This window comes from Ferrimonas balearica DSM 9799, from assembly GCF_000148645.1.
Classification (GTDB): Bacteria; Pseudomonadota; Gammaproteobacteria; order Enterobacterales; family Shewanellaceae; genus Ferrimonas; species Ferrimonas balearica.
In genome coordinates, this window is sequence record NC_014541.1 from 4,254,010 (window position 1) to 4,279,159 (window position 25,150).

The following is a 25,150-nucleotide window of genomic DNA, read 5'->3' on the forward strand; positions in this document are numbered from 1 at the left end:
ATTTCTCGAGAAATTTATCAGCTTATCCAAATTGTTAAAGAACGGTTCCAAATCAACACTTTCGCATTGACTCAGACAATCTGTGTGAACACTCGACGCAGGCAAGAATTCATGTCGTTAAGGAGGTGATCCAGCCCCAGGTTCCCCTAGGGCTACCTTGTTACGACTTCACCCCAGTCATGAACCACAAAGTGGTGAGCGTCCTCCCGAAGGTTAAACTACCCACTTCTTTTGCAGCCCACTCCCATGGTGTGACGGGCGGTGTGTACAAGGCCCGGGAACGTATTCACCGTGGCATTCTGATCCACGATTACTAGCGATTCCGACTTCATGGAGTCGAGTTGCAGACTCCAATCCGGACTACGACCAGCTTTATGGGATTGGCTCACTCTCGCGAGTTGGCAACCCTTTGTACTGACCATTGTAGCACGTGTGTAGCCCTACCCGTAAGGGCCATGATGACTTGACGTCGTCCCCACCTTCCTCCGGTTTATCACCGGCAGTCTCCCATGAGTTCCCGCCATTACGCGCTGGCAACATAGGACAAGGGTTGCGCTCGTTGCGGGACTTAACCCAACATTTCACAACACGAGCTGACGACAGCCATGCAGCACCTGTCTCAGAGTTCCCGAAGGCACCAAACCATCTCTGGTAAGTTCTCTGGATGTCAAGGGTAGGTAAGGTTCTTCGCGTTGCATCGAATTAAACCACATGCTCCACCGCTTGTGCGGGCCCCCGTCAATTCATTTGAGTTTTAACCTTGCGGCCGTACTCCCCAGGCGGTCTATTTAATGCGTTAGCTTTGGAACCCACGCCTCAAGGGCACAGACTCCTAATAGACATCGTTTACGGCGTGGACTACCAGGGTATCTAATCCTGTTTGCTCCCCACGCTTTCGCATCTGAGCGTCAGTCTCTTGCCAGGGGGCCGCCTTCGCCACTGGTATTCCTTCAGATCTCTACGCATTTCACCGCTACACCTGAAATTCTACCCCCCTCTCAAGGACTCTAGCCAAGCAGTATCAAATGCAATTCCCAGGTTAAGCCCGGGGCTTTCACATCTGACTGACTTGGCCGCCTGCATGCGCTTTACGCCCAGTAATTCCGATTAACGCTCGCACCCTCCGTATTACCGCGGCTGCTGGCACGGAGTTAGCCGGTGCTTCTTCTGCGAGTAACGTCACAGCTAGCGGGTATTAACCACTAACCTTTCCTCCTCGCTGAAAGTGCTTTACAACCCGAAGGCCTTCTTCACACACGCGGCATGGCTGCATCAGGCTTTCGCCCATTGTGCAATATTCCCCACTGCTGCCTCCCGTAGGAGTCTGGGCCGTGTCTCAGTCCCAGTGTGGCTGATCATCCTCTCAAACCAGCTAGAGATCGTCGCCTTGGTGAGCCATTACCTCACCAACTAGCTAATCTCACTTAGGCTTATCCAATCGCGCAAGGTCCGAAGAGCCCCTGCTTTCCCCCGTAGGGCGTATGCGGTATTAGCAGTCGTTTCCAACTGTTGTCCCCCTCGACTGGGCAAATTCCTAAGCATTACTCACCCGTCCGCCGCTCGCCGCCCAACAAATCCCCCGAAGGTTCAATGTTGTCGCTGCCGCTCGACTTGCATGTGTTAGGCCTGCCGCCAGCGTTCAATCTGAGCCATGATCAAACTCTTCAATTAAAGATTTTGATTTGCTTCCGTAGAAGCTACTCAATGAATACTGAATTAACTTGGTGTCACTCAGTAGCATCGAGAAAATGATGATTTCTCAACACTGCGTGAGTGCCCACACAGATTGTCTGATAACTTGTTAAAGAGCGTTGCCTCACTCGAGGCAGGAGGCGCATTCTACGCGTTTCTCCGTCATCGTCAAGGGCGTTTTCAACTTTCCTTTCCGACCGTCTAAGTTTTAACCAGGACCTCTTGGAGGCCTTGGTGGCTCAGCGTTTTGTGTTCCGCTTTGCCCCGTCGACAGGGAGCGCATTATAGGGCCGGGATTTTTCCTCGCAAGGGTTTTCTTATAAAAAAAACGCGTTCGGATATTTTTCACTCCGAACGCGTCTTTTTTCCGCATTTTGTTTATTTTCGGGTCTACATACTGCTTATAAACCGCGATTCCGTTTCGGTGCTCAGGGTACCGTCTTCGCTTTTCAGCTCAAATACGATGTGGGTCATCGGCTGTTTCAGGTAGAACGGATCCACCGCAATGCTGATCGGCAGAGTAAATACCTCACCGGCAGCGACAGTCACCGATTGCTTTCCATCCCAACGGTATTCCGGCAGGCCACTGACCGCCAGTTCAAACTGCTGCGGTTGTTCAGTCTTGTTCAGCAGGCGCAGGGTATAGACGTTCTCGACCAGTCCGTCACGGGTTTCCCGGAAAAGTTGGTTGCGATCCCGCAGCACATCGATCTGCACCGGTGCCAGAGTGAGCAGGGTATAGATAAAGCCGACCACCATAACGGTGAGCACCGCGCCATAACCCAGCAGCTTGGGTCGGGCGACCTTGGACTGCCCCCCCTCCAGTTGGCGCTCGGTGGTGTAGCTGATCAAGCCCTTCTTGTAGCCCATCTTAGCCATGACATCGTCGCAGGTATCGATGCAGGCACCGCAGTTGATGCATTCATACTGCAGGCCATTACGAATATCGATGCCGGTCGGGCACACCTGAACACAGAGGCTGCAATCGATGCAGTCACCCAGCCCCAGGGCTTTAGGATCCTGTTTACGGCCACGGGGACCACGCTCTTCACCCCGCTTGCTGTCGTAACCGACGATAAAGGTGTCGGTATCAAACATCGCCGACTGGAACCGGGCATAGGGGCACATGTGCAGACACATGATCTCTCGCATCCAGCCCGCGTTGCCGTAGGTGCAGAAGGTAAAGAACAGGGTCCAGAAGTAGATGGCCGCCGGTGCCTGTCCGGTAAAGAAGTCCAGATACAGGGAACGACTGGGGTAAAAGTAGGAGAGAAAGGTGAGGGCGGTGATCAGGGCGATGCCCAGCCAGGCGCCATGCTTGGCACTCTTGCGCCACAACTTGTTCCAGTCCCAGGGGGCTTGATCCAGTTTAATGCGCTTATTGCGCGGTCCCTCAATCTTCTCTTCAAACCAGATGAAGATGAAGGTCCACACCGACTGCGGGCACATATACCCGCACCAGACCCTGCCAAGGAAGGTGGTAAAGAAGAACAGGGCGAACGCCGCAATCATAAAGAGCAGCGCCAGCAGGATAAGGTCCTGTGGCCAGATCGTCAGGCCGAACACATAAAATTTACGCTGGGCCAGATCAAACAGCACCGCCTGTCGGTCACCCCAGGGCAACCAGGGCAGCAACAGAAACAGCCCCATCATTACCCAGCCCATCCGTCGTCGCAGCTGTGACCACACGCCGTCGGTCTTGCGCACATAGATGCGGTTTCTGGGATTACCTCGTGCGGCGGCGCTTTTGGCCGGCTGCACTTTTATGGGTTGTCCTCGCTCACGGGGGGACGGGTTGGACTGCTGATCCATAGAACGGCCTAACTCCTCACATCATTGGGGCACACCCTAACAAGAACGCAACATGGCAAGGGTGAGCCTGATCACGGATGATACTAAAAAGTCGATCACGACGGATCACTGGCATCGATGAAAGCCATAAAAAAGGGCGCCCATGGGGCGCCCTTTTCTTGATTCCCATGGATCACTCCACGGTCACGGACTTGGCCAGGTTACGCGGCTGGTCCACGTCGGTGCCCTTGATCAGCGCCACGTAGTAGGAGAGCAGCTGCAGCGGCAGGGTGTAGATGATCGGTGCGATAAACTCGTTGCAGTGCGGCACCGGGATCACCTTCATGGTGTCATCGCTGGCGAAATGGGCATCCACGTCGGCAAACACGTACATCAGGCCGCCACGGGCGCGCACCTCTTCCACGTTGGACTTCAGCTTCTCCAGCAACTCGTTGTTCGGCGCAACGACGATCACCGGCATGTCGGCGTCGATAAGGGCCAGAGGACCGTGCTTCAGTTCACCGGAGGCGTAGGCTTCGGCGTGGATGTAGGAGATCTCTTTCAGCTTCAGCGCCCCTTCCATGGCAATGGGGTACTGGTCGCCACGGCCCAGGAACAGGGCGTGGTGCTTGTCGGCAAAATCTTCCGCCAGCGCTTCGATGGCATCGTTCAGGCTCAGTGCCTGCTCCACTTTGCTCGGCAGGGCCTGCAGGGCAGAAACCAGCTCACCGATGGTCTGCTCAGTCATGCCGTTGTGAACGCCGATGGCACCGGTCAGCATCAGCAGCGCCGCCAGCTGCACGGTGAAGGCCTTGGTGGAGGCCACACCAATCTCGGCACCGGCTTTCATCATGTAGGCCATATCGGACTCACGCACCAGGGAGGAGCCCGGTACGTTACAGATGGTCAGGCTGGCCATGTAACCCATCTCCTTGGCCAGGCGCAGGGCGGCCAGGGTGTCCGCGGTTTCACCGGACTGGGAGATGGTCACCAGCAGGCTGTTCGGGAACACGTGGGATTTGCGGTAGCGGAACTCAGACGCGATCTCGACATTACAGGAGACACCGGCGTGCTGCTCCAGCCAGTAGCGGGCGACCATACCAGCGTGGTAGCTGGTACCACAGGCGATGATCTGTACATGCTTTACCTGGGCCAGCAGCTCAGCGGCGTTGTCACCAAAGGCGTCGAGGGCCACTTTACCGTTGGCCAGGCGCCCCTCCAGAGTACGCTGCAGCGCCGTCGGCTGCTCGTAGATCTCTTTCATCATGTAGTGACGGTACGGGCCTTTGTCGCCGGCATCGTGGCTGACTTCGGACTCGTTGATTTCGCGTTCCACGCGCTCGCCGTTGAGGTCGTAAATGGTGACATCACGACGGGTGATCTCGGCCACGTCTCCCTCTTCGAGGAAGGCAAAGCGGCGGGTCACCGGCAACAGGGCCAGCTGGTCAGACGCGATAAAGTGCTCACCCAGGCCGTAACCCACCACCAACGGGCTGCCGGAACGGGCAACAACCAGGCGCTCTGGGTCACGGCAATCCATCACGACGGTGCCGTAGGCGCCTTCCAGTTGCTTAACGGTAGCCTGAACCGCCGCCAGCAGGGAGTCATGACTTTTGCGCTCATGGTGAACCAAATGCGCGATCACTTCGGTGTCAGTGTCAGAGCTGAACACGTAACCCAGGCCTTGCAGCATGGTGCGCAGAGCCACGTGGTTTTCGATGATGCCGTTGTGCACCACGGCGATGTCGTCACTGGAGACGTGAGGGTGCGCGTTGCGCTCAGAGGGTTCACCGTGAGTCGCCCAGCGGGTGTGGGCAATACCGGTACCGCCCGCCAGCGGCGTCTGCTCCAGCGCGGTGGCCAGTTCCTGCACCTTACCCAGACGACGCAGACGACCCATTTCACCTTCGCTGTTGAGTACCGCCACACCGGCAGAGTCATAACCCCGGTATTCCAGACGCTTGAGGCCCTCAACCAGGATCTCCGCCACATCACGTTGCGCTACGGCGCCAACAATCCCACACATAGATCTACTCCTAATCTTCAGCACGGGCGCAGATCACCTGCACCCCGTGTAATTCAATCTGTTGTCGCGACGCGTTATCGAGTCGCTCATCGGTGATCAACCGGGTGACCTTGTCCCAGGGCAGCTCCAGGTTGGGGATGCGTCGGCCGATTTTGTCCGACTCAACCATCACGTTGACCTCTCGGGCAACCTCAGCCATGACCCGGGACAGGCCGATCAATTCATTAAAAGTGGTGGTACCACGAGCAATGTCGATGCCATCGGCACCGATAAAAAGCTGGTCAAAGTCGTACGCCCGCAACACCTGCTCGGCCACCTGACCCTGAAACGACTCCGAATGGGGATCCCAGGTGCCTCCGGTCATCAAAAGCGTAGGCTCATTCTCCAACTCCCGAAGGGCGTTTGCGCTGTTCAGAGAGTTGGTCATCACCACCAGTCCGCGCTTTTCCCCCAACTCGCCAATCAGGGCTGCGGTGGTGCGGCCACTGTCGATGACGATCCGTTGGTGGTCGCGGATCTGGGCGGCCGCGGCCCGGCCAATCGCCGCTTTGTAGCGGGAGGGGCTGTGACTGGGGTCGTCCTGCAGGATCTCCGAGGGCATGGCGATGGCCCCACCGTAACGGCGCAGCAGCAGACCACTGGCTTCCAGGGTGGCCAGATCTTTGCGGATGGTCACCTCAGAGGTGCCCAGCTCCCGTGCCAGCTGATCCACACTGACTTCGCCCTGCTCACCGAGCATGGCCATGATGCGGTGGCGGCGCTGTTGGGTGTTCCGTTTCGACATGCTCTAGATAAGTTTCGTTTCGAAAGTTCGTAAGTATAAAAACAAAACAATTGAGATCAAGCGAAACGAAAAAAGGCGGCCATAAAAGGCCGCCTTTTCACTCAAATTTGCCGTTTCAGCGCTGCTTTTGGGGACGCTGCCAGCCTGCAATGTGCTTCTGCTTGGTGCGGGTCAGTACCAGTTCCCCTTCACCCACGTTCTTGGTGATGGTGGAGCCAGCGGCAATGGTAGCCCCCTTGGCGATGCGCACCGGCGCGACCAACTGGCTGTCGGAGCCGACGAACACCTCATCCTCAATCACGGTCAGGTGCTTGTTGGCACCGTCGTAGTTGCAGGTGATGGTGCCCGCGCCAATGTTCACCTTATCACCCACTTCGGCGTCGCCGATGTAGGCCAGGTGGTTGGCCTTGGAACCTTTGCCCAGACGTGCCTTCTTCATCTCGACAAAGTTGCCGATGTGGCTGTCGTGAACCAGCTCTGCGCCGGGGCGCAGTCGGGCAAACGGTCCGGCGGTGCAGACTTCACCCACAGTGGCGCCTTCCACAATGGTGTATGGCTTGATGACGCTGCCCTTGCCGATATGGCAATCCTTGAGCAGACAGCCAGCGCCGATCACCACGTCGTCCTCAATGGTGACATCGCCTTCGATCACCACATTGACGTCGATGGTGATGTCGGAACCGTTGGTCAGCGTACCGCGCAGATCAAAGCGGGCCGGGTCGATAAGGGTTACGCCGGACAGCATCAGCTGCTCTGCCGCACGCGCCTGGTAAGCCCGCTCCAGTGCTGCAAGTTGCAGACGGTTGTTGGCACCTTCCACCTCAATGGCGCTGTCCGGATGAGCGGTTTCCACGCCACCTTCGGCCGCCGCCATGGCGATCACGTCGGTCAGGTAGTATTCCCCCTGAGCATTGTTGTTGGACAGGTTGGCCAGCCAGCGCTTCAGTGCCTTACCCGGGGCCACCAGAATGCCGGTGTTCACTTCGGTGATGGCCAACTGCTCCGGATTCGCATCCTTCTGCTCGACAATGGCCTTGACCACGCCACCCTCGCGCACGATACGGCCGTAACCGGTGGGGTTATCCAGGCTCACCGTCAGCAAGCCGATGCCATTATCCGGCTGCACCGCCAGCAGGCGCTCCAGAGTCTGAGTCTGGATCAGCGGCACATCACCGTAGAGCACCAGTACCGTGCTGTCGTCATCCCAGTCAGCCATGTTAACGGCATGACCGGTGCCCAGCTGCTCCGCCTGCAGCGCCCATTCCACCGTATTGTGTCCCAGCGCAGCTTTGAGCTGGTCGGCGCCATGGCCATACACCAGGTGAGTGCGGTGAGGATTCAGGGGGGCGGCGGCATCGATGGCGTGTTGCACCATCGGCTTACCCGCGACCGGGTGGAGCACTTTGGGCAGTTTGGACTTCATCCGAGTACCCATCCCTGCGGCCAGGATGACGACTTCCAACTTCATGTAAACGATCTCTATGGTTTGAACTGGGGGCATATTATACGCACAGTAGGACGTAAAATAAGGGGCTGCTTATCATCATGCCGGTGCTCTCCACCGTCACCCGCGCGCATTTCGGCCTGCTGCTCTATGCGCTGCTGATCACCACGTCTTTCCCGCTGGCTCACTACCTGGGTAGCCAGTATCCGCCGTTGCTGACCACCTGGCTGCGATTCCTGTTGGCCAGTCTCGGCTTTGTGCTGGTGCTCGGCTGGCGACGCCAGCTTGTCTGGCCCGGCTGGCCCGCGGTACTCCGCTACGGCCTTATCAGCCTGCCACTGACCGGATTCTTCCTGCTGATGTTTGTCGCGGGGGAGAGTGCCACAGCCCTGGCCATGGGCAGCTTGGCGACTCTGGTTCCCCTGTTCAGTGCCGCGCTGGCCTGGCTGGTCTGGCGTACTCCGGTTCCGTTAGTACGTTGGCTGGCACTGCTGCTGGGCGCGATCGGAGCGTTGTGGGTATTAACACAAGGGGAGTGGCAACGGTTAGGGCAGGGTGGCTGGCCCATTGGCAATACGCTGTTTCTGGCCGCGTGCCTGTTGATGAGCAGTTATCCGCTGCTGTTGAAGCAGCTGCACCGGGGAGAGCCGATGCTGCAGGTCACCAGTTGGTCGCTGTTTACCGGCACCGCCCTGCTGACGCTGGCGATGCTGGTTACTGGCAGCCAATGGATTTGGCCGACAAGCGTGCAATGGAGTGCCATCGCTTGGCTGGCCACCGGCTCCACCATGCTGACCTTCTTTCTGTTCCAGTCCGCCGCTCTGGTGGTGGGCGCCAGCAGTGCGCACGCCTACAGCTTGCTGACCCCGGCGCTGGTGGTGCTGCTCAATAGCCTACTGCTGCAGACCTGGCCGGGTTGGCAGCCATTGCCGGGCATCCTGCTGACGGTATTGGCGCTGTTCTGGTTGCTGTTTCAGGATCGACAGGCATAAAAAAAGCGCCGCTGATGCGGCGCTTTTTCATATGGGAATGTTTACTTACCCAGGCTCTTACGGATGGTTTCAACCACACGCAGCTGAGCCAGAGCTTTCGCCAGCTCAATCTGGGCCGTGTCGTAATCAAAGTCCACACCGGCGTTGGCGATGCGCTCTTCCGCGTTGCGCTTAGCTTCGCGGGCCGCTTCTACGTCGATGTCTTCCGCCCGTACGGCTACATCAGCCAATACGGTCACGCAATCCGGCTGAACTTCGAGGATGCCACCAGACAGGTAGATCACCTCAACTTCGCCGTGTTGCTTAACGATACGAACCATACCGGGCTTGATGGCAGTCAGCAGCGGGACGTGACCGGGCAGGATCCCCAGCTCACCCTCGGTACCGGTCACTTGCAGGGTTTCTACAAGGCCAGAGAAGAGGCGCTTTTCTGCGCTGACGACATCCAAGTGAACAGTCATTGCCATCTCATCCTCCCGGATCGATTAAACGTTCTTGCCTTTCTCGATGGCTTCGTCGATAGAACCCACCATGTAGAAGGCCTGCTCCGGCAGGTGATCGAATTCACCTTCCAGAATCCCTTTAAAGCCACGGATGGTTTCTTTCAGCGGAACGTACTTACCAGGGGCACCGGTAAATACTTCTGCTACGAAGAAGGGCTGAGACAGGAAACGCTCAATCTTACGGGCGCGGGCTACGGTCTGCTTGTCCTCTTCGGACAGTTCGTCCATACCCAGGATGGCAATGATGTCTTTCAGCTCTTTGTAGCGCTGCAGTACAGACTGCACGCCACGAGCCACATCATAGTGCTCCTGACCGATAACCAGCGGATCCAGCTGACGAGAGGTGGAGTCCAGCGGGTCGATCGCCGGGTAGATACCGCGGGCAGCGATATCACGGCTCAGTACCACGGTCGCATCCAAGTGAGCGAAGGTGGTAGCCGGAGACGGGTCAGTCAAGTCATCCGCAGGTACGTAAACGGCCTGTACGGAGGTGATGGAGCCGGTCTTGGTAGAAGCAATACGCTCCTGCAGAACGCCCATCTCTTCCGCCAGAGTCGGCTGGTAACCTACTGCAGAAGGCATACGGCCCAGCAGTGCGGATACTTCAGTACCGGCCAGGGTGTAACGGTAGATGTTGTCAACGAACAACAGTACGTCACGACCTTCGTCACGGAACTTCTCAGCCATGGTCAGACCGGTCAGTGCTACGCGCAGACGGTTACCCGGCGGCTCGTTCATCTGGCCGTATACCAGAGATACTTTGTCCAGTACGTTGGACTCTTTCATCTCGTGGTAGAAGTCGTTACCTTCACGGGTCCGCTCGCCCACACCGGCAAATACGGAGTAACCGGAGTGCTCGATGGCGATGTTACGGATAAGCTCCATCATGTTAACGGTCTTACCCACACCCGCGCCGCCGAACAGACCTACTTTACCGCCCTTAGCGAACGGACAAACCAGGTCGATTACCTTTACGCCGGTTTCCAGCAGCTCGGTGGCGCTGGATTGGTCTTCGTAGCTCGGAGCCTCGCGGTGGATAGACCAACGCTCTTCTTCGCCGATATCACCGGCTTCGTCGATAGGCTCACCCAGTACGTTCATGATGCGACCCAGGGTCGCAGTGCCCACCGGCACCTGGATGGTGTTACCGGTGTTGGTTGCTTTCAGGCCGCGACGCAGACCCTCTGACGCACCCATTGCGATGGTACGGACTACGCCGCCGCCCAGCTGCTGCTGAACTTCCAGCACCAGGCTGGCACCATCATTGGATACGGTCAGGGCGTCATAGACCTGAGGTACGGCGTCTTGCGGAAATTCCACGTCGACTACCGCACCGATCACCTGAACAACAGTACCTGTGCTCATGATAAATCCTCTGATTCTGTCTAAACCGTTGCCTTAAACCGCTGCGGCACCGGCACAAATCTCGCTAAGCTCCTGAGTAATAGCAGCCTGACGAGCCTTGTTGTATACCAGTTGCAGATCGTCGATCAGGTTACCCGCGTTGTCGGTTGCGGCTTTCATCGCAACCATTCGGGCGGCCTGTTCTGACGCGGCGTTTTCCACCACACCTTGATACACGACGGACTCAACGTAGCGAACCAACAGCTTATCCAGCATCGGTTTCGGCTCGTCGGGCTCGTACACGTAGTCCCAGGCGTGGGGCTTTTCAGACGCGTCCATCTTGGGCAACGGCAGCAGTTGATCGATCACCGGATCCTGCTTCATGGTGTTTACAAATTGGTTGTACACCAGGTACAGACGATCCAGTTTGCCCTCATCGAAGGCATCCAGCATCACTTTCACGGAGCCGATCAGGTCAGTCAGGCCCGGTTCATCACCGAGACCAGACACCTGAGCGACCACATTACCGCCAAAGGTTTGGAAGAACTGGGCGCCTTTGGAACCCACGGCAGCGAACTGCACACGAGCGCCTTGGGCTTCCCAGTCTTTGGCTGACTTCAGTACCTGCTTGAACAGGTTGACGTTCAGACCACCGCAAAGGCCACGGTCGGTGGAAACTACGATGTAGCCCACGTTCTTGACTTCGCGTTCTTCCAGGTAAGGATGCTTGTACTCGAGAGAGCCTTGCGCGATGTGACCGATCACCTTACGCATGCTTTCTGCGTAGGGACGGCTGGAGTTCATGCGCTCTTGCGCACGACGCATCTTGGATGCGGCCACCATCTCCATCGCAGAAGTGATCTTCTGAGTGTTTTTCACACTCGCGATCTTGGTTCGGATCTCTTTAGCGCCGGACATCTCTTACTCTCCTTGACCTGTTACCAGGTTTGGGTGGCAACGAACTTGTCCAGAGCAGCCTGCATCTGACCTTCGATATCACCGTTGTAATCACCGGTGTCGTTGATCAGCTTCATCAGCTCAGCGTGTTCGCTGTTCATGTAGGAAAGCAGAGCGGCTTCAAAGGCACCAATCTTGGCCACTTCGATGGACTTCAGGAAGCCCTTCTCAGCGGAGAAGATCACCACGGCTTGATCGGCAACGCTCATCGGAGCGTACTGCTTCTGCTTCATCAGCTCGGTAACGCGCTCACCATGCTCCAGCTGGGCACGGGTGGCGTCATCCAAGTCAGAGGAGAACTGAGCAAATGCGGCCAGTTCGCGGTACTGAGCCAGTGCGGTACGGATACCACCGGACAGCTTCTTGATGATCTTGGTCTGGGCAGCACCACCTACACGGGATACAGAGATACCCGGGTTCACAGCAGGACGCAGGCCGGCGTTGAACAGGTTGGTTTCCAGGAAGATCTGACCGTCGGTAATAGAAATTACGTTGGTCGGTACGAATGCAGATACGTCACCAGCTTGGGTTTCGATGATCGGCAGCGCGGTCAGAGAACCGGTTTGGCCTTTCACTTCACCGTTGGTGAAACGCTCAACGTACTCCGCGTTTACACGGGAAGCACGCTCCAGCAGACGGGAGTGGAGGTAGAATACGTCACCCGGGAACGCTTCACGGCCCGGCGGACGGCGCAGCAGCAGAGAGATCTGACGGTAAGCAACGGCCTGCTTGGACAGGTCATCGTATACGATCAGCGCGTCTTCACCGCGGTCACGGAAGTATTCACCCATGGTGCAACCAGAGTACGGAGCCAGGTACTGCAGAGCAGCCGCTTCAGAAGCGGAGGCCACCACAACGATGGTGTTCTGCAGAGCGCCGTGTTCTTCCAGCTTGCGTACTACGTTGGCGATGGTGGAGGCCTTCTGGCCAATCGCTACGTAAACACACTTAATGCCGGAATCACGCTGGTTGATGATGGCGTCGATGGCCATCGCAGTCTTACCAGTCTGACGGTCACCAATGATCAGCTCACGCTGACCACGACCGATCGGAATCATGGCATCAACAGACTTATAACCAGTCTGTACCGGCTGGGATACGCCTTCACGGTCAATTACGCCCGGGGCAATCACTTCAACAGGAGCAAAACCATCGTTGTCGATGGGGCCCTTGCCGTCGATTGCTTCACCCAGGGTGTTAACCACGCGGCCCAGCAGGCCACGGCCTACCGGAACTTCCAGAATACGGCCAGTGGATTTAACTTTAACGCCCTCAGCCAGGTCGGCGTACGGGCCCATTACTACCGCACCTACGGAGTCACGCTCCAGGTTCAGTGCGATGGCGAAACGGTTGCCAGGCAGCTCGATCATCTCGCCCTGCATCACATCGGCCAGGCCGTGGATGCGGACAATACCGTCGCTTACAGAAACGATGGTACCTTCGTTGCGAGCTTCGCTGACAACATTGAACTGCTCAATACGGCTCTTGATCAGTTCGCTGATTTCAGTGGAATTCAGTTGCATGCTCACATCCCCAATTAGGATTGCAGCGTATCGGACAAGCGGCTGAGCTTGCCGCGTACCGACCCGTCGATAACCAGATCACCGGCGGTAATTACCACCCCGGCGATCAGTTCCGGATTGACGCTGCAGTTCAGCTTCACTTTGCGTGCCAAACGTTGTTCCAGTGACGCTGCGATATTGGCCAGTTGCTCGTCGCTCAGTTCGACAGCGGATTGCACCTCAGCGGTGATCTCCTTCTGCCACTCTTCACGCAGTTCAATGAACTGTTGAGCAACCGCCGGCAGCGCTACCAGGCGTCCATTTTCTGCCATCACCTTGATCAGGTTCTGGCCATGCTCGTCGATTTGCTCGCCGCCGATCTGGATAAAGATCTGAGCGAGCTGCTCGGCGTTGACCTGGCCGGACAGCAGATCTGCTACGGTCTCATTGACCGTAACTTCGGCCAAAAAGGCCAGCATCTGTGCCCACTGGTCCACCGCCTGCTTTTCGACAGCAAATTCGAAAGCGGCTTTGGCGTAAGGGCGAGCAACGGTGGTCAGTTCAGACATTTAGCCCTCTCCCTTTGCTTACAGCTCCGCAGCCAGCTTTTCGACAATGTCACTGTGCGCGTCGGCATCAATGGAACGCTGCAGAATCTTCTCTGCACCCGCAACAGCCAGAGTGGCTACCTGGGCGCGAAGTTGATCCCGAGCGCGGTTACGTTCGGCTTCAATTTCCGCATGGCCTTGAGCAATGATCTTGGCGCGAACAGCTTCGGCTTCTGCCTTAGCTTCTTCCACGATTTGAGCACCGCGCTTGTTGGCCTGTTCGATGATCTCAGCCGCTTGTTGCTTGCCTTCTTTGATCTGGTCGGTCGCTTTCAGCTGCGCCAGATCAAGGTCCTTGCTTGCGCGTTCGGCATTAGCCAGACCGTCAGCAATCTTCTTCTGGCGCTCCTCGATGGCAGCCAGCAGCGGCGGCCATACGAACTTCATGCAGAACCAAACAAAGATGATGAAGGCGATGGCCTGACCGATAAGGGTCGCGTTGATACTCACAACGGCATCTCCTCTCTAATCCAAAGCAAGTTTCGCCCTAAGCGAAACCCTTAAATGCATTGCGGATTGGGGGCCTTACGCGAACAGCATGTACATGGCGATACCAACACCGATCATCGGTACGGCATCCAACAGACCCGCTACGATGAACATCTTGGTCTGCAGAGCAGGGGCCATTTCAGGCTGGCGAGCGGTCGCTTCCAGGAATTTGCCACCCAGGATAGCGAAGCCAATAGCGGTACCCAGGGCACACACACCAATCAGTACAGCAACAGCGATGTAGGTCAGTTCCATGATTGTCTCCAAATAAGCTTGAACTAACGAAAAAAATTATTATTTGCCAGGATCTCAGTGGTCTTCACTTGCCATGCTGAGATACACAATCGTCAGCATCATGAAAATGAAGGCCTGCAACACAATCACCAGGATGTGGAAAATCGCCCACAGAATGTGGAGAACCACACCCAAAGAACCGATTACCATGCCGCTGGTGTAGAGAATGGCGATAAGAATAAAGATCAATTCGCCGGCATACAGGTTACCGAACAGACGGAGCGACAGAGAGATCGGCTTCGCCAGCAGGGTGACTGTTTCCAGTACGAAGTTGAACGGGATCATTACCGGATGGTTGAACGGGTGGAGTGTCAGCTCCTTAACAAACCCAGATACCCCTTTCACCTTGATGCTGTATCCGATCATCAGAACGAATACGCCCAGAGCCATCGCCAGGGTGATGTTCAAGTCGGTCGTAGGAACGATCTTGAAGTACTCAACACCAGACAGATAAGCGGCGTGGGGGATAAAGTCCACCGGAACCAGGTCCATCAGGTTCATCAGGAATACCCAGACGAAGATGGTCAAAGCCAGAGGAGCGATGAGTTTGCTGCGGCCGTGGAACGTGTCCTTCACAGTACCGTCAACCCACTCCACCATCATCTCGACAAAGCACTGAAGCTTGCCAGGGACGCCAGTGGTCGCGCGTTTACCGACACGGTGAAACAGCCATAGGAAGAGGACACCGAGACCAACCGAGAACAGTAATGAATCAAAATGCCAGGTCCAGAAACCCGCATCGTCACAAGCTTTAAAGAATGAAAGACCGTCATCGGTCATACACACTTTACCGTTTGTGAGATGGTGGCGGATATATTCCTGCGGAGTGTCTGCCATCGTTCATCCCAATTGTTTTTATTTGAAAAACAAAGGTGCTGCCCAATGTGCCATCAACGCCCCGATGTAGCCGACGAACAGGGCGCCTGGGTAAGCCAGATCTGTCGTGGACAACACGTAGGTGAACAGCACCATGGTTAGCATCAGTTTGATCGTCACGCCGAGATAGAACAGGCCGAGCACAGAAACCGCGTCCCTTGCACGAACCTTGTAAAATGCCAGTGTGGCGAACACAAAACTGGGTACGGTAGCGATTGAGCCGCCTTTAGCCGTCAGCATGGCCGCTTCCCGTCCCCAGACCAGGTAACCTAACCCACTCATCAACAACGTCATCCCCAGCTGTGCGAATACTACTTGGTAGGCCGCACTCCGTCGCTGGCGAGCCAGTTGGCTAATCAATGAATCAAGCTCCGCTGAGTTTTTATGGAAAAAAATCGGCCTTAGCCGATTTCCACCTTAAAAGCCTGCGAAAGTATACCGGAGTGGGGTTCGGATGCAACTTAGCCGAAGGTGGGTGAGTGTGATCCGTGGCACGTCAGAAAGACATAATTCGACCTGCGTATCACACAAAAACGCAGGCGTATGAATCGACGAGGGGTTTCGGCGAGAAAGTTTCGAAAAATAAGGAGTTTTAACCAAAGGGGAGAAAAATTTCAGTTCTCTCCCCTCCGGTCTGTGGCCAATTAACGCTCAGACAGCTCTGGGGCCAGTTTGATCAAGATCCCATCCAGCTGGTCGAGATCCGTGTAGTTGATCACAAGCTTACCTTTGCCCTTACGTCCGTGGTTGATGGCCACCTGAGCGCCGAGGCGCTCGGTCAGCTGCTCCGCCAGACGGGCAATGTCCGGGTCAGGCTGAGCCGGTGTGGCCACCGGAGCCGGTTCCAGCAGTTTCTGAACCAGCTTCTCAGTATCCCGAACGGTCATCTCCTTGCCAGCCACCTGACGAGCCGCCAGGGTTTGGGCATCGCCGTTGAGCGCCAACAGGGCGCGGGCGTGGCCCATCTCCAGGTCGCCGTGCTCGAGCAGGGTTTTCACCTCCTCGTTGAGGCTGTTCAGGCGCATCAGGTTGGTGACCGTAGCGCGGGACTTGCCCACCGCTTCCGCCACCTGAGCGTGGGTCAGCTCAAATTCGTCAGCCAAACGCTTCAGCGCAATCGCCTCTTCCATCGCGTTCAAGTCTTCACGCTGGATGTTCTCAATCAGCGCAATGGCGACGGCGGCGTTGTCTTCCACCTGCTTAATCAGACAGGGGACGGTATCCAGGCCAGCCATCTGGGCCGCACGCCAACGGCGCTCACCGGCGATGATCTCATACCGGTCACCGGCCAGCTGGCGCACGATGATGGGCTGAATCACGCCCTGGGCCTTGATGGAGCTGGCCAGCTCCTCCAACGCATCGTTAGCCATATCCCGACGCGGCTGGTAGACACCACGACGCAGCGCATCGACCGGCAACTGCGACAGCGACTCCCGCTCCGGCTGAGTGGCACCAATGTCGGTGCTGGGTTGACGTTGGGCAACGGCCTGGCTGCCACCGAGCAGGGCATCCAGCCCTTTGCCTAATCCACGTTTTTTCGGGGACATCTGATTCCTCTTAAGCCTGTTCGGCCTCGGTCACTCGGACGGACTCCGCCCGACGCAGCATCTCACCGGCCAAAGCCAGGTAGGCTTTCGCACCGGCGCTGCTCTTGTCGTAATACATCGCAGGGGCACCAAAGCTTGGTGCTTCGGCCAGACGCACGTTACGTGGGATAACGGTGCGGTAAACCTTGTCACCAAAGTGCGTTTTGAGCTGGTCAGAGACGTCGTTGGCCAGTCGATTGCGCGGGTCATACATGGTGCGCAGAATGCCTTCGATGGTCAGGCTCGGGTTGACCACCTGAGCCAGCTTGCCAATGGTGTCCATCAGGGCGGTGAGGCCCTCCAGCGCGTAGTACTCGCACTGCATCGGGATCACCACCGAGTCGGCTGCGCCCATGGCGTTTACCGTCAACATATTGAGTGACGGGGGGCAGTCGATAAAGATGTAATCGTACTGGTCGAGGATCGGTTCCAGCGCATTGCGCAGCCGAACTTCACGGGCAAAGAACTCCATCAGCTTGATCTCAGCCGCCGTCACATCGGCGTTGGCTGCAATCAGGTCGTACTTGCCGCTGGTGTCGCGAACAATCACCTCTTCGGCGGGCTTCTCATCCACCAGCAGCTCGTAAGCGGTGTTCTCCACCTCGTATTTGTCGACACCGCTGCCCATGGTGGCATTGCCCTGTGGGTCCAGATCGATCAACAACACCTTGCGCCGGGTCGCCGCCATGGACGCCGCCAGGTTGATGCTGGTGGTGGTTTTACCCACCCCGCCTTTCTGGTTTGCAATCGCGATCACTTTTGCCACTGCAGTTCCCTCAATCCACTTTTTTGACTTGCACCAGGTGACGCTGTGCGTCCAGCCCCGGTACCTTCAGTGCCACGGTATTCATCACTTCAAAACCGGCTGGAATGGCGGCCAGTTCCTCCGCATCCAGCTGACCTTTCAGGGCCAGGAAGTGACCCTCAGCGGTGGGCAGGTGCGCACACCAGGTCAGCATATCCTCGAGCGAAGCGAAGGCACGGCTCAGTACCACATCGAAGCCCGGATCAGGCTGATACGCCTCTACCCGGCTCTCGACCGCGGTGACGTTGGTCAGCCCCAGGCTGTGAATCACCTGGCGGATAAAACGGATGCGTTTGCCCAGGCTGTCGAGCAGGACAAACTCTTTGTCAGGATTGCAGATCGCCAGAGGTAAGCCGGGCAGACCCGGGCCGGTTCCCACATCGATAAAACGACGGCCCTGCAGATGGGGGCCGACGACGATGCTGTCCAGAATATGCTTCTCGAGCATATCCATGGGATCCCGAACCGAGGTGAGGTTGTACGCCTTATTCCACTTATCCAGCATACGCACCAGCTCAACCAGCTGGGCCTGTTGCTCGGCACTGACAGTAAGACCACTGTCGTTAATCAGGGTCGACAGGCGTTTTGCCAACACGGAAGGGTTCCCCTAAGAAAAGCGTTTTAAAGGATCATTATGAAGCCCGCGGCAGGGCATGGGAAGCCCCGCCGCAGGCCAGAGACAGCACGTTATGCGCTCTTGCGAAGCAGACCGTGCTTTTTGAGGTAGACCAGCAGCAGCGAGATGGCCGCCGGGGTCACGCCGGAGATGCGGGACGCGCTGCCCAGGGTCTCCGGTTTGTGTTCCATCAGTTTGGCCATCACTTCGTTGGACAGCCCTTTCACCTGGCGGTAATCCAGATCCAGCGGCAGCAGAGTCTGCTCATGACGACGGGCTTTCTCGATCTCGTCTTTCTGACGCTCAATGTAGCCGGCGTACTTCACCTGGATCTCAACCTGCTCAGCGGCCTGCTCGTGATCCAGGGCCGGGCCCAGATCCTCAACCGCCATGATCTGATCGTACGTCAGCTCAGGACGACGCAGCAGATCTTCCAAGTTGGCCTCACGGGTCATCGGCGACTTCAGCAGCGGATTCAGCGCCGCAGCGGCCGCACTGTCTTTCTGCACCCAGGTGCTGCGCAGGCGCTGGCGTTCCAGCTCGATCGCCTCCACCTTGGCGTTGAACTTGGCCCAACGCTCATCGTCAATCAGGCCCATCTCACGACCCATCTCAGTCAGGCGCAGATCCGCGTTGTCCTCGCGCAGCAGCAAGCGGTGCTCGGCGCGGGAGGTGAACATGCGGTAGGGCTCCTGAGTCCCCAGGGTAGACAAGTCGTCCACCAGCACACCCAGGTAAGCCTGATCACGACGGGGCGCCCAGCTCTCCTCACCGCGAACACGACGTGCCGCGTTCAGACCGGCCAGCAGACCCTGGGCACCGGCTTCTTCATAGCCAGTGGTGCCGTTGATCTGACCGGCGAAGAACAGGCCTTCAAGGAACTTGCTCTCCAGGCTGGCTTTGAGGTCACGGGGATCAAAGAAATCGTACTCGATCGCGTAACCCGGGCGCAGGATTCGGGCCTGCTCAAAGCCTTTAATGGAACGCACCAACTCCAGCTGCACATCGAAGGGCAGGGAGGTGGAGATGCCGTTGGGGTAGATCTCAATGCTGTTCAGCCCTTCCGGCTCAACAAAGATCTGGTGCGAGGTTTTATCAGCAAAGCGCATCACCTTGTCTTCAACAGACGGGCAGTAGCGCGGGCCGATCCCCTCGATCACCCCGGTGTACATCGGGCTGCGATCCAGACCAGAGCGGATGATCTCATGAGTCCGCTCATTGGTGTGGGTGATGTAACAGGAGATCTGGCGCGGCTGTTCCGACCGGTCACCAATATAGGAGAACACCGGGGTCGGGTTGTCACCGGGCTGCTCCTGCATCACTGAGAAATCCAGGCTGCGGGCATCCAGACGGGCAGGGGTGCCGGTCTTCAGACGGTCAATGCGCAGCGGCAGTTCACGCAGTCGGTGGGCCAGCCGCACCGCATTGGTGTCACCAATCCGGCCACCGGCGTAGTTGTCCAGGCCGATGTGGATCTTGCCGTCCAGGAAGGTACCAACGGTCAACACCACCGCCTCGGCACCAAAGTGGATGCCAGCATCGGTGATCACACCCGTCACCTTATCGCCTTCCAGGATCAGGTCATTCACGCCCTGCTGGAAGATCTGAAGGTTGGGCTGGTTAAACAGGATCTGTTGGATCGCCTGACGGTACAGGGCGCGATCCGCTTGTGCACGAGTGGCACGTACTGCCGGGCCTTTTGAGGCGTTCAGCGTACGGAACTGGATACCAGCGCGATCGGTTGCGCGAGCCATGGCGCCACCGAGGGCGTCAATCTCCTTAACCAGGTGTCCTTTACCAATACCACCAATGGCGGGGTTACAGGACATCTGGCCCAGGGTATCCAGGTTGTGGGTCAGCAAAAGGGTGCGGGCCCCGGTCCGGGCACTGGCAAGAGCCGCCTCGGTTCCGGCATGGCCGCCGCCGACCACGATCACATCATAATGTTCCAGCACTCGCATGCGTTGCTACCCTATCGGTTCTAAAAAAGCGCTGCATTCTATCACCGCTTCTGGCCTTAGAGAAGGTTACTTCTTAACCATTCCGGTCTCCCTCGATCCCTAATATTTAAAAGATCTATTTAAAGATCCTTTGTTGTTCTTACTATTAGTGAATACGATCTCTGTGGAAAAGTGGCTGTAAGCCTTGATGCGACTGGGTTTCAGAAGGATCGCTTGCTGTGATCTACCCGCGATCAACCCGGATCAAAACATGAGGATAGATCGCGATCTTATGCACAGGGGTGGATCGAGTGGATCTTCGACTGGGAGTAAAACCCAGTTTGATCACCGTTAGATCCAACCTTATACACAGATCCCTGTGGTTAGATCCTTGATCTGTGTATAAGGTGGATAGACTTGTGGAAAGATCGGGGATGGGGCGGATTAAACGATCCGATCCTGCCAGCTCTCAAGCCAGCTTAGTGCTTGATCTTCAGGGATTTCTTGCGCCTGTACATCAATGCTGATGCGGTCCACAAGGGGGATCGCACCCAGTGATCGCAACAGCGGATCCAGCTGATCAAGTGCGCCACAAAATGTGTCATAGCTGGAATCACCGATACCACAGAGGGCGATCCGGGTGCCGCTCAGATCCGGTTTTTGCTCGCTCAGTTGGGCGTGGAAAGGGTGCAGATTGTCCGGTAATTCACCGGCACCGTGGGTGGAAGTGACCACCAACCACAGCGGGGCGGCTTCCAGATCGGCCAGTTCGGGGTCCAGAGTGGCGGTGACCTGGTGGCCATCCTGCTCCAGTTGTGCCTGCAGTTCGTCCGCTACGGCTTCGGCGCCGCCCATAGTGGTACCAATGATCAGGGCGATGTGGGCCATGGTTCTCTCCTGTTGAGGGCTGACCGGCGGGTCAGCGAATGAGGGACATTGTCCAAAGAGCGGCAGGGAAATGCCAGCCACAAAAAAGCCCACCTGGATGGTGGGCTTTGACGTTGTGCGAAGGGCTCACTTGCCGATGCAGAAGGAGGAGAAGATCCGTCCCAACAGATCATCGGAGCTGAACTCACCGGTGATCTCAGCCAGTGCCTGCTGGGCCAGGCGCAGCTCTTCAGCCAGCAGCTCACCCGCCATAAAGACCTCAAGCTGCTCTTTACCCTGCTCCAGGTGCAGGGCCGCCTGCTGCAGTGCTTCCAGGTGGCGCTGGCGCGCCATAAAGCCGCCTTCGGTGGTGCCCTGGTAGCCCATACAGGCTTTCAGGTGCTGTTTCAGCGCTTCCACCCCTTCACCGGTTTTGGCGCTCAGACGGAACATCGGATGGCCACCGGCCTGGCCGTGGTCCACCGCTTCCCCGGTCAGATCCGCCTTGTTGCGGATCAGGGTCAGCCCCATCTCCTGCGGCAGGCGATCGATCAGCTCCGGCCAGATGGCGGCGGGATCGGTGGCGTCGGTTTCCGTGCCATCCACCATCAGCAGCACGCGGTCTGCCTGAGCGATTTCGCTCCAGGCACGTTCAATGCCGATGCGCTCTACCTCGTCTGACGCGTCGCGCAGACCGGCGGTATCGATGATGTGCAGTGGCATACCATCAATATGGATGTGCTCACGCAGCACGTCACGGGTGGTGCCGGCGATGTCGGTCACAATGGCAGACTCGCGGCCAGCCAGAGCGTTCAGCAGGCTGGATTTACCGGCATTGGGACGCCCGGCAATCACCACCTTCATCCCCTCGCGCATCAGCGCGCCCTGGCGGGCACTGCGGCGCACCTCGGCCAGTCGGGTCTCGATGGCGGCCAGGTCACCGGCAATGCGCCCGTCGGAGAGGAAATCCACCTCTTCATCGGGGAAGTCGATGGCGGCTTCCACATAGATGCGCAGGTGGGTCAGCTGCTCCACTAACTGATGGATCTGACCGGAAAATTCACCCTGCAGTGACTGCATAGCGCTGCGTACCGCCTGCTCGGAGCTGGCCTCGATGAGGTCGGCAATGGCCTCCGCCTGAGCCAGGTCGAGTTTGTCGTTGAGGAACGCGCGCTCGGAGAATTCGCCGGGACGGGCGGTGCGCAGACCCGGAATGGTGAGGATGCGGCGGATCAGCATATCCAGCACCACGGGACCGCCATGGCCCTGCAGTTCCAGCACATCTTCACCGGTAAAGGAGTTCGGGCCTTTGAACATCAGTGCGATGCCCTGGTCCAGCACCTGGCCGCTGTCGTCTTTAAACGGCAGGTATTCGGCGTAGCGGGTCTTCGGCACTTTGCCCAAGACATGGATAGCGACGGTTTCGGCCAGGGGGCCGGAAACCCGGACGATGCCAACCCCACCCTGACCGGGAGCGGTCGCCTGGGCAACAATGGTGTCCTGATGATCAGTCATACAATTTGGTTCTAGTGGTTTGTGGCAAGTGTACTAAAAAAGAGGGCGGCGCAAGCGCCGCCCCCTGGGGTTATTTCAGTCCCTGTTTTTCCAGCGACCGGTAGATGAACAACTGCTGGGCGATGGCGACCAGGTTGCCCACCAGCCAGTACAGAACCAGACCGGACGGGAACCACAGGAAGAACACGGTGAACATGACCGGCATGTACTGCATGATCTTCTGCTGCATCGGGTCCATGGTGGCCATGGTCGGCTGCATCTTCTGCATCGCGAACATGGAGATGCCCATCAGTACCGGCAGTACGTAGTAGGGGTCTTTCACGGACAAGTCGGTGATCCAACCAAAGAACGGGGCGTGGCGCAGCTCCACACTCTCCAGCAGTACCCAGTAGAAGGCGATGAAGATCGGGAACTGCAGCAGCAGCGGCAGACAGCCGCCCATCGGGTTCACCTTCTCTTTCTGATACAGCTCCATCATGGCCTGACTCATGCGCTGACGGTCATCGCCGAAGCGCTCTTTCAGGTCAGCCAGTTTCGGCTGCAGCTTGCGCATCTTCGCCATGGAGGTGTACTGCGCCTTGGTCAGCGGGTACATGAAACCACGGATGATCAGGGTCATCAGGATGATGGCCACACCCCAGTTGCTCACCAGGCTCTGCAGGAACATCAGCAGGCTGTGCAGCGGTTGGGCGATAAACCACAGCCAACCGTAATCCACCACCAGGTTGAGGGTGGGGGACAGGGCAGACAGGGCTTCCTGGTTTTTCGGACCAACGTACAGGGTGGCACCCAGAGTCTGTTCAGCACCCGGGGCGATCTGAACCGCCGGCTGTTTTACGCCGATGATGGCATCGCCGGACACCACGTTGGAGTAGATGTCGTTGGTGCTGTCAGCAGAGGGAACCCAGGCAGACACGAAGTAGTGCTGCAGCATGGCGATCCAGCCACCCTGAGTGGCTTCGGCCAGGTTGTTCTTCTCCATCTTGTCGAAGGCGTACTTCTCGTAGCGGGTGTCCGCAGTGGAGTAAGCACCGCCACGGTAAGTCGGCATCATCATGCTGCCTTCGCTCTTACCGATGGATTGCTTCAGCTGGCTGTACATCTGCACCTGGATGGCGGCGTCGCTGGTGTTGTGAACCAGGTAGTCCACGCGCACATCGTAGTGGCCACGGGTAAAGGTGTAGCGCTTTTCAAACTTCACGCCGTTGGCGTCAGTAAAGATCAGCGGTACCACCAGAGTGTCCTGGCCGTCCTGCAGGGTGTAATTGGCCGCTTGTGCCTGGTACACCGGACGCTGGCCGCTGGCGTGCGGGCCATTCAGACCAATCAGGCCACTCTGGGCAATGTAGGTGAAGCCATTTTCGTTTTCGAGAATGGTCAGGGCTTCATCACCACCTTGCTCCACTTTGTGTTCCGGCAGAGCGGCATACACCACATCGCCGCCAGTGGCGTCGATGGTCAGCTTCAGCGTGTCGGTTTGAACCTGGATAAGGCGATCAGAGATCGTTGCACCAGCTGGTGCGGCACTTTTCGCAGCGGATTGCGGAACATCATTGGCCTTATCTGCGGTCGCCACGGTCTGGGCGGCCGGAGTTTCGGCTTGCGGGGCTTGATCCAGCGTCCACTGTTGCCACAGCAGGAAGCTGACAAACAGCAGCCCGATAAGGATTAAATTACGTTGAGAATCCATAGGTTATTGATCTCTGCCTCGTTTGGCGGGTGGTACCGGGTCAATGCCGCCCGGATGCAAAGGGTGACATTTTAGTATGCGGCGGATGGCTAACCAACACCCATAAAGCACGCCGTGGCAAGAAATTGCCTGAATAGCGTAATGGGAGCAGCTGGGAGAGAAGCGACAGCTAGGGCCCAGAAGGGGACTGATCCCTTTCTGGTATCCCTTAACCAGCAGGATTAAGACTCGTTGCAGCGGCGAGAGAGCTTGCGCCATAACTTGTCGACCAGCTTGTGCAGGGCGGCGTTATCCAGAAGTTCGACCCCTTTTTTACCGATCACGACGATGTCCACGGCGGGCAGGTCATGTTGGTGGAGGCGAAAACTGTCTCTGACAATCCGCTTGATGCGGTTGCGTTGACACGCTTTTTTGACTTGTTTCTTAGCGATGGTCAACCCAATACGAGGGTGGGCCAGTTCGTTAGGAACAGCCAAAAGTGTCAGTTGGGGGGAAGCTGCCCGGACCGGGTTAGCAAAGACGGGTTTGAAGTCGCCGGGAGTCAGCAGACGCTGCTCCCGGCTAAAGGTGTATCGCACCATAGAGGCGCTCCGAGTAAATGACTTACGCGGACAGGCGAGCACGGCCTTTGGCACGGCGACGGGCCAGTACCTGACGACCATTCTTAGTGGCCATACGGGCACGGAAACCGTGGTTACGCTTGCGCTTCAGTACGCTCGGTTGAAAAGTACGTTTCATGGCTTTTACCGTTCAGTTAACTGTACAGATTAACTTTCGACGCCAGAGCTTAGCGCCTTGGCGGGTCAAAAAAGAGGCCGAATTCTAATAA

24 protein-coding genes and 1 rRNA gene are annotated in these 25,150 nt (G+C 57.4%); 1 reads left to right on the forward strand and 24 read right to left on the reverse strand.

Going from position 1 to position 25,150, the window contains the following annotated elements:
• Positions 1–118: 118 nt before the first annotated feature.
• The 5 genes from FBAL_RS19290 to glmU all read right to left on the reverse strand — a co-directional run bounded on the left by FBAL_RS19290 (position 119) and on the right by glmU (position 7,761).
• Positions 119–1,671: ribosomal RNA gene (locus tag FBAL_RS19290) — 16S ribosomal RNA — on the reverse strand.
• 411 nt (positions 1,672–2,082) lie between these two features.
• Positions 2,083–3,504 (reverse strand): cytochrome c oxidase accessory protein CcoG, encoded by a 1,422-nt coding sequence (gene ccoG, locus FBAL_RS19295; RefSeq protein WP_013347278.1) that lies wholly within the window; start codon positions 3,502–3,504, stop codon positions 2,083–2,085.
• 172 nt (positions 3,505–3,676) lie between these two features.
• Positions 3,677–5,509 (reverse strand): glutamine--fructose-6-phosphate transaminase (isomerizing), encoded by a 1,833-nt coding sequence (gene glmS / locus FBAL_RS19300; RefSeq protein ID WP_013347279.1) that lies wholly within the window; start codon positions 5,507–5,509, stop codon positions 3,677–3,679.
• Between the two features lie 10 nt (positions 5,510–5,519).
• Positions 5,520–6,293, reverse strand: a complete 774-nt coding sequence (locus tag FBAL_RS19305) for a DeoR/GlpR family DNA-binding transcription regulator (protein WP_013347280.1) — start codon at positions 6,291–6,293, stop codon at positions 5,520–5,522.
• 115 nt (positions 6,294–6,408) lie between these two features.
• Positions 6,409–7,761: a bifunctional UDP-N-acetylglucosamine diphosphorylase/glucosamine-1-phosphate N-acetyltransferase GlmU gene (gene glmU / locus FBAL_RS19310; RefSeq protein ID WP_013347281.1), complete on the reverse strand. Its 1,353-nt coding sequence runs from the start codon at positions 7,759–7,761 to the stop codon at positions 6,409–6,411.
• Between the two features lie 77 nt (positions 7,762–7,838).
• Here glmU and FBAL_RS19315 point away from each other — a divergent pair, with 77 nt between their 5' ends.
• Entirely contained in the window at positions 7,839–8,729 is an 891-nt protein-coding gene (locus FBAL_RS19315; RefSeq protein ID WP_013347282.1) for a DMT family transporter, read from the forward strand.
• A 41-nt stretch (positions 8,730–8,770) separates the two neighbouring features.
• Here the strand turns inward: FBAL_RS19315 and FBAL_RS19320 are convergent, their stop codons facing one another.
• The 19 genes from FBAL_RS19320 to rpmH form a co-directional block, all read right to left on the reverse strand.
• A complete protein-coding gene (locus tag FBAL_RS19320; RefSeq protein WP_013347283.1) occupies positions 8,771–9,196 on the reverse strand; it encodes a F0F1 ATP synthase subunit epsilon in 426 nt (141 codons plus the stop codon).
• An 18-nt stretch (positions 9,197–9,214) separates the two neighbouring features.
• The gene (atpD, locus tag FBAL_RS19325; protein ID WP_013347284.1) at positions 9,215–10,597 is read right to left on the reverse strand and encodes a F0F1 ATP synthase subunit beta; all 1,383 of its coding nucleotides are present in this window, start codon (positions 10,595–10,597) and stop codon (positions 9,215–9,217) included.
• 33 nt (positions 10,598–10,630) lie between these two features.
• Positions 10,631–11,494: a F0F1 ATP synthase subunit gamma gene (atpG, locus tag FBAL_RS19330; RefSeq protein WP_013347285.1), complete on the reverse strand. Its 864-nt coding sequence runs from the start codon at positions 11,492–11,494 to the stop codon at positions 10,631–10,633.
• 20 nt (positions 11,495–11,514) lie between these two features.
• Positions 11,515–13,056: a F0F1 ATP synthase subunit alpha gene (atpA, locus tag FBAL_RS19335; protein WP_013347286.1), complete on the reverse strand. Its 1,542-nt coding sequence runs from the start codon at positions 13,054–13,056 to the stop codon at positions 11,515–11,517.
• A 14-nt stretch (positions 13,057–13,070) separates the two neighbouring features.
• A complete protein-coding gene (atpH, locus tag FBAL_RS19340; protein ID WP_013347287.1) occupies positions 13,071–13,604 on the reverse strand; it encodes a F0F1 ATP synthase subunit delta in 534 nt (177 codons plus the stop codon).
• Between the two features lie 18 nt (positions 13,605–13,622).
• Positions 13,623–14,093: a F0F1 ATP synthase subunit B gene (gene atpF, locus FBAL_RS19345; protein ID WP_013347288.1), complete on the reverse strand. Its 471-nt coding sequence runs from the start codon at positions 14,091–14,093 to the stop codon at positions 13,623–13,625.
• Positions 14,094–14,168: 75 nt separating this feature from the next.
• Positions 14,169–14,399 carry a F0F1 ATP synthase subunit C gene (gene atpE, locus FBAL_RS19350; protein ID WP_083771263.1) on the reverse strand — a complete coding sequence of 77 codons (231 nt, stop codon included), beginning with the start codon at positions 14,397–14,399 and terminating at the stop codon, positions 14,169–14,171.
• Positions 14,400–14,441: 42 nt separating this feature from the next.
• On the reverse strand, positions 14,442–15,263 hold the full coding sequence (gene atpB / locus FBAL_RS19355; protein ID WP_013347290.1) for a F0F1 ATP synthase subunit A: 822 nt from the start codon (positions 15,261–15,263) through the stop codon (positions 14,442–14,444).
• An 18-nt stretch (positions 15,264–15,281) separates the two neighbouring features.
• On the reverse strand, positions 15,282–15,662 hold the full coding sequence (locus FBAL_RS19360) for an ATP synthase subunit I (protein ID WP_013347291.1): 381 nt from the start codon (positions 15,660–15,662) through the stop codon (positions 15,282–15,284).
• A 284-nt stretch (positions 15,663–15,946) separates the two neighbouring features.
• Complete coding sequence (locus tag FBAL_RS19365; RefSeq protein ID WP_013347292.1) at positions 15,947–16,849, reverse strand: ParB/RepB/Spo0J family partition protein; 903 nt, start codon at positions 16,847–16,849, stop codon at positions 15,947–15,949.
• A 10-nt stretch (positions 16,850–16,859) separates the two neighbouring features.
• Positions 16,860–17,654 carry a ParA family protein gene (locus FBAL_RS19370; protein ID WP_013347293.1) on the reverse strand — a complete coding sequence of 265 codons (795 nt, stop codon included), beginning with the start codon at positions 17,652–17,654 and terminating at the stop codon, positions 16,860–16,862.
• Between the two features lie 10 nt (positions 17,655–17,664).
• Positions 17,665–18,288, reverse strand: a complete 624-nt coding sequence (gene rsmG, locus FBAL_RS19375; RefSeq protein WP_013347294.1) for a 16S rRNA (guanine(527)-N(7))-methyltransferase RsmG — start codon at positions 18,286–18,288, stop codon at positions 17,665–17,667.
• Between the two features lie 92 nt (positions 18,289–18,380).
• The gene (gene mnmG, locus FBAL_RS19380) at positions 18,381–20,270 is read right to left on the reverse strand and encodes a tRNA uridine-5-carboxymethylaminomethyl(34) synthesis enzyme MnmG (RefSeq protein ID WP_013347295.1); all 1,890 of its coding nucleotides are present in this window, start codon (positions 20,268–20,270) and stop codon (positions 18,381–18,383) included.
• Positions 20,271–20,693: 423 nt separating this feature from the next.
• Positions 20,694–21,137, reverse strand: coding sequence for an FMN-binding protein MioC (mioC, locus tag FBAL_RS19385; protein WP_013347296.1), 444 nt, complete (start codon positions 21,135–21,137; stop codon positions 20,694–20,696).
• Positions 21,138–21,263: 126 nt separating this feature from the next.
• On the reverse strand, positions 21,264–22,631 hold the full coding sequence (mnmE, locus tag FBAL_RS19390; RefSeq protein WP_013347297.1) for a tRNA uridine-5-carboxymethylaminomethyl(34) synthesis GTPase MnmE: 1,368 nt from the start codon (positions 22,629–22,631) through the stop codon (positions 21,264–21,266).
• 70 nt (positions 22,632–22,701) lie between these two features.
• Complete coding sequence (gene yidC, locus FBAL_RS19395; RefSeq protein WP_013347298.1) at positions 22,702–24,321, reverse strand: membrane protein insertase YidC; 1,620 nt, start codon at positions 24,319–24,321, stop codon at positions 22,702–22,704.
• A 3-nt stretch (positions 24,322–24,324) separates the two neighbouring features.
• Positions 24,325–24,579, reverse strand: coding sequence for a membrane protein insertion efficiency factor YidD (gene yidD / locus FBAL_RS20055; protein WP_013347299.1), 255 nt, complete (start codon positions 24,577–24,579; stop codon positions 24,325–24,327).
• Positions 24,543–24,902, reverse strand: coding sequence for a ribonuclease P protein component (rnpA, locus tag FBAL_RS19400; RefSeq protein ID WP_013347300.1), 360 nt, complete (start codon positions 24,900–24,902; stop codon positions 24,543–24,545). Before rnpA ends, yidD begins: the two co-directional genes overlap by 37 nt.
• A gap of 22 nt (positions 24,903–24,924) precedes the next feature.
• Positions 24,925–25,059, reverse strand: coding sequence for a 50S ribosomal protein L34 (gene rpmH, locus FBAL_RS19405; RefSeq protein WP_013347301.1), 135 nt, complete (start codon positions 25,057–25,059; stop codon positions 24,925–24,927).
• Between the last annotated feature and the right edge of the window lie 91 nt (positions 25,060–25,150).